Source organism: Segeticoccus sp. (assembly GCF_035708005.1).
In genome coordinates this window covers 1-4,648 of the sequence record NZ_DASSTI010000179.1, presented here as the reverse complement: position 1 = coordinate 4,648, position 4,648 = coordinate 1, and the positions used below count along the sequence as shown (strand labels likewise).

General features: G+C 71.3%; 5 protein-coding genes. 4 read left to right on the top strand and 1 reads right to left on the bottom strand.

Annotated elements, in window-relative coordinates:
* Positions 1–866, bottom strand: an 866-nt coding sequence (locus tag VFL99_RS17190) for a LacI family DNA-binding transcriptional regulator (protein ID WP_325107588.1), incomplete at its 3' end; no start/stop codon positions are given.
* Positions 867–950: 84 nt separating this feature from the next.
* On the opposite strand from VFL99_RS17190, the gene VFL99_RS17185 reads away from it, so the two are divergent.
* From VFL99_RS17185 to VFL99_RS17170, 4 genes are all read left to right on the top strand, one after another.
* A complete protein-coding gene (locus VFL99_RS17185) occupies positions 951–2,135 on the top strand; it encodes a phytanoyl-CoA dioxygenase family protein (RefSeq protein WP_325107587.1) in 1,185 nt (394 codons plus the stop codon).
* Between the two features lie 11 nt (positions 2,136–2,146).
* A complete protein-coding gene (locus tag VFL99_RS17180; protein ID WP_325107586.1) occupies positions 2,147–3,148 on the top strand; it encodes a Gfo/Idh/MocA family protein in 1,002 nt (333 codons plus the stop codon).
* A gap of 169 nt (positions 3,149–3,317) precedes the next feature.
* Positions 3,318–3,932, top strand: coding sequence for a ClpP family protease (locus VFL99_RS17175; protein ID WP_325107585.1), 615 nt, complete (start codon positions 3,318–3,320; stop codon positions 3,930–3,932).
* The gene (locus tag VFL99_RS17170) at positions 3,932–4,534 is read left to right on the top strand and encodes a ClpP family protease (RefSeq protein WP_325107584.1); all 603 of its coding nucleotides are present in this window, start codon (positions 3,932–3,934) and stop codon (positions 4,532–4,534) included. Before VFL99_RS17175 ends, VFL99_RS17170 begins: the two co-directional genes overlap by 1 nt.
* Positions 4,535–4,648 lie beyond the last annotated feature (114 nt).

Sequence of the window (4,648 nt, the reverse complement as noted above, 5' to 3'; positions counted from 1 at the left end):
AGCAGGTCGACGTTGTCGCGGTCGAGGTCGTGGGCCACGAACACCGCCACGTCCCGGCGGGCGCGCGCGAGCTCCGCGGTGATCGCGCGGTTGCCGCCGCCGATCGAGTAGACCCCGACGATCTGCGGGTGCTCGGCAAGGGCGGCGCGCACCACCTGCCGCGTCGACTCGTCCAGCCCGTCGGCCTCCCCGGTCGCCACGACACCGCGCTCCGGCGCCAGCCGTGCCATCTGGGCCACGAAGGCCTCGCGCCGCTCCCGTTCGCCGAAGAACGCCGACCGGCTCACCGTGACGAGCACCTCCCCCGGCCGGTCCCCCGCCCACCGGTCGATGAGGTATGCCGCGGTCGCACCGGCCGCGGTGTTGTCCAGTCCCACGTAGGCCACCCGGGCGCACTGGCGCACGTCGGTGACCAAGGTGACCACGGGGATTCCCCGGTCGGCGAGCCGGTCCACCGCTGCCGCGACCGCGGGGTCGTCGGGCGCCTTGAGCAGGACGCCGTGGGTGGCCCTCCCCCGCTGGCCCACCCGGTCGAGCCGTGTGACGAGGTCGGCGACGTCGCCGCTCTCGCGCAGGTCGAACCTCGCGCGGACGGCGGCCGGTCGCGCGCTGTCCAGTTCGGCCTCCAGGGCTCGGCGCACGGCGGAGCTGAACCGGCGCGGCGCCTGCATGACGACGTCGAGCATGAGCGTCCGGGCGCCCAGCCGGAGCTGGCTCTGCTGCTGGTCGAGGTCCAGTAGTGCCTGCTCCACCTGGCGGACGGCGCGGGCGCTCACCCCGGGACGGCGGTGCACGACCCGATCGACCGTCGCCTGACTGAGGCCCGACTGCTCGGCGATGTCACGGATGCGGTGAGCTCCCGGCATACCGTCGGAGGATAGCCGCGCTGAGGTGTTTTTGAGGTGATCGACGGGTGCCGGCGCAGCCGCGGGAGGGCGATGCTGGAGGACATGACCACGCAGCTGCCGACCCCCTTCCCGCCCACCCGCCTCTCCCCGGCCGACGTCCGGCTCGAGGACCTGCTCGAGGTCGTCGCGGAGGAGACCCGAGTGGAGGACTACCCGCACGCCAGCCGGGTGCAGCAGCAGGTCCTTGTCTACGAGTCGGCCGCCGTGCGGCAGGCCGCCGCGGACCCGCAGGAACGGGCGGAGGTGGCCGGGGAGCTGGTGCGTGCGTTGGCCGACGGTCCCGGGATCGTCGTGTTCACCGGCGCGTTCGAGCCCGACGTCGTCGATGCCGCCACCGAGGCCTTCAACGACCTGATCGCCCAGCAGCGCGCCAGCGGCGCGGTGGGCGGCGACCACTTCGCCAAGCCCGGGGCGAACGACCGGGTGTGGAACGCGCTCGAGAAGCTCGCCGTCGCCCACCCCGAGACATTCGTCGCCTACTACGCCAACGACGTTGTGGCGCTGGCCTCCTCGGCGTGGCTCGGCCCGGGCTACCAGGTGACTTCGCAGATCAACGTGGTCAATCCCGGCGGCGCCGGGCAGACCGTGCACCGGGACTACCACCTCGGCTTCCAGTCCGACGAGGTCGCCGCCGCCTATCCGCTGCACGTGCACCAGCTCTCGCCGGTGCTCACCCTGCAGGGCGCCGTGGCGCACGTGGACATGCCGGTGGAGAGCGGGCCGACGCTCTACCTGCCGCACTCACAGAAGTACCTGCCCGGCTACCTCGCTTGGCGCCGGCCGGAATTCGCCGAGCACTTCGTCGACCACCACATCCAGCTGCCGCTGGCGAAGGGCGACGCGGTGTTCTTCAACCCGGCGCTCTTCCACGCGGCGGGCTCGAACCATTCGGCCAACATCAAGCGCATGGCGAACCTGCTGCAGGTCTCGTCCGCGTTCGGCCGGGCCATGGAGACCGTCGACCGGGCGCGCGTCAGCAAGGCGATCTACCCCGCGCTGCTGGCCGCGAAGCGGTCCGGCATGGGCGCGGCGCGGATCGCCAACGTGGTCGCGGCCAGCGCCGAGGGCTACTCCTTCCCGACCAACCTCGATCTCGACCAGCCGGTTGCCGGGCTCGCGCCAACGACCCAGGCCGCGCTCGTGGCCGAGGCACTCGGGCAGGAGGTCTCTGTCGAAGAACTGTCCCGGCGGCTCGCGGCCCAGTCCGCGACGAAGGCCAGCCACTAGCCTCGGGCGACATGGAGCCTTTGCGGATCGGCGTACTCGGCGCCGCGCGGATCAGTGAGCTGGCCATCGTCAAGCCGGCCCGGACAGTCGGCGCGCGGCTCGTCGCCGTCGCCGCCCGGGACCGCTCTCGCGCGGAGGAGTTCGCCGTGCGCCACGGGGTGGAGCGGGTGCACGCCTCCTATGACGAACTGCTCGCCGACCCGGAGGTCGAGGTCGTCTACAACCCGCTGGCCAACGGCCTGCACGGCCCGTGGAACCTGCGCGCCATCGCAGCCGGCAAGCACGTTTTGAGCGAGAAGCCCTTCGCCAGCAACGCCGTCGAGGGCGCCGTCGTGCGGGAGGCCGCGCTCGTCCGTGGGGTGACGGTGGTGGAGGCGTTCCACTACCTGCACCACCCGCTGTTCCAGCGAGTCCTCGAGCTGCTCAAGGACGACGTGATCGGCACGCTTCGATCAGTCGAGACGCCGATGCGGATGCCGGCTCCCGCCGACGACGACCCTCGCTGGGACCTGGGCCTGGCCGGCGGGTCCACGATGGACCTCGGGTGCTACAGCATCCATGCGGTCCGGATGATCGGCCAGCGGTATGGCGGTCCACCCACCTTGGTGGCCGCGAAGGCCGGTGAGCGGGCAGGACATCCGGGCGTCGACGAGTGGCTCACGGCGGAGTACGTCTACCCCTCTGGCGCGACGGCTGTCGCGGGCTCACACATGGCAGCCGACGCGTGGGACTTCTCGCTCACCGTCGTGGGCAGCCGCGGTCAGCTCAGGGTCGAGAACTTCGTGCAGCCGCACGTCAACGACCGCCTTACGGTGACCACGACGGAGGGCGAGCGCGTGGAGCACCTGGGTGAGCGGTCGTCATACACCTTCCAACTGGAGGCGTTGACCGCGCACCTGCGCCAGGGCGCTCTGTTTCCGCTCGACCTCGATGACGCGGTCGCGCAGATGGAGGCGATCGACGCCGCCTACGAGCTCGCGGGCCTCCCGCCACGCCCGACGCTCAAGCTCTAACGACGGTCGCCGCCACCGGTGACGATCCTCTCGGCCAGCGCACGGGGCTTGGAGGCGGCGGGCCGTTCGGTGCAGAAGTCGGCGGGCGGCGGGGCCACGGCATACCGGATTCTCTGCCCACAGCAGCGGCGGCTGGGCGTGTCGAGCCCGCGCGCCGCATGGTCGGAGCATGACCGAGGAACAGCAGCCCCGCCCACCACTCGCCGACGAAGTCGCCGCGCGGCTTCAACACCAACGAATCCTGCTGCTCGACGGAGCCCTGGACGACCAGCTCGGCACACGCTTGTGCGGCGAGCTGGTGCTCCTGTCAGCCGAGGACCCGCGCGCCGACATCAGCCTGTGGATCAACTCGCCCGGCGGATCCGTGCCGGCGATGCTCGCGATCATGGACACGATCCGCCTGATCCCCAACGACGTGTCTACTCTGGCGCTCGGAATCGCCTGCAGCGCGGGGCAGTTCCTGCTCAGTGCGGGGACGCGAGGGAAGCGCTACGCTCTCCCCCACTCGCGGATCCTGATGCACCAGGGCTCGGCCGGCATCGGCGGCACAGCCGTGGACATCGAGCTGCAGGCCGACGACCTGCGGTTCACCCGCGACACCGTGCTCGGCCTCATTGCCGAGTTCACCGGGCAGCCGATCGAGCGGATCGTCGAGGACTCCGCGCGGGACCGGTGGTACACCGCGGAGCAGGCGAAGGACTACGGGTTCGTCGACGAGGTGCTCGACACCCTTGACGCCGTCCGGCCCCATCGCGCCGGTGTGGGACTGGGGGTGAGCGCGTGATGAGCAGCTACACGATCCCGAACGTGCTCGTCGAGCACCCGCGCGGCGACCGGGTGACCGACGTCTACAGCCACCTGCTCAGTGAGCGAATCGTCTACATCGGCACCGAGATCGACGACGGGGTCTCCAACGCCATCGTCGCGCAGATCCTGCACCTGGAGTCGACCGGACCGGACCGGCCGATCAGCCTCTACATCAACTCCCCCGGCGGTTCGCTGACCGCGTCGTTCGCGATCTACGACGCCATGCAGTACGTGCAGGCGCCCGTCAGCACCATCTGCATCGGTCAGGCCTGCGCGACGGCGGCGATGCTGCTCGCCTCGGGCGCGCCCGGGCAACGCAGCGTCCTCCCGCACGCGCGCGTCCTGCTGCACCAGCCATCCGCGCGAGGCCAGGGAGCGATCCCGGACCTGATCCTGCAGGCCGACGAGGTGATCCGCCTGCGCGCCGAGGCGGAGCAGATCCTGTCGCGACACACCGGGCAGTCGGTCGAGACGCTCCGCCGCGACACCGACCGCGACCGGATCTTCACTCCGGAGGCTGCCGTGGCCTACGGTCTCGCCGACCACCTGGTGGCCTACCGCAAACCCGTGGCGGCGTAGGGCTCCCGCGTGCTGACAGTGGTGACGCTCAGGCCGCCATGGCCACCGGGCCGCTCGGTCTGCCAGCTCCCCTCGGGTGCCCCCGCAAGGAGGTCGGTATGCCGTGAAGCGTCG

Excerpts from the sequence above, each read along its gene's own strand:
- VFL99_RS17185 (WP_325107587.1), top strand. The coding sequence starts at position 951 with ATGACCACGCAGCTGCCGACCCCCTTCCCGCCCACCCGCCTCTCCCCG.
- VFL99_RS17180 (WP_325107586.1), top strand. The coding sequence starts at position 2,147 with ATGGAGCCTTTGCGGATCGGCGTACTCGGCGCCGCGCGGATCAGTGAG.
- VFL99_RS17175 (WP_325107585.1), top strand. The coding sequence starts at position 3,318 with ATGACCGAGGAACAGCAGCCCCGCCCACCACTCGCCGACGAAGTCGCC.
- VFL99_RS17170 (WP_325107584.1), top strand. The coding sequence starts at position 3,932 with ATGAGCAGCTACACGATCCCGAACGTGCTCGTCGAGCACCCGCGCGGC.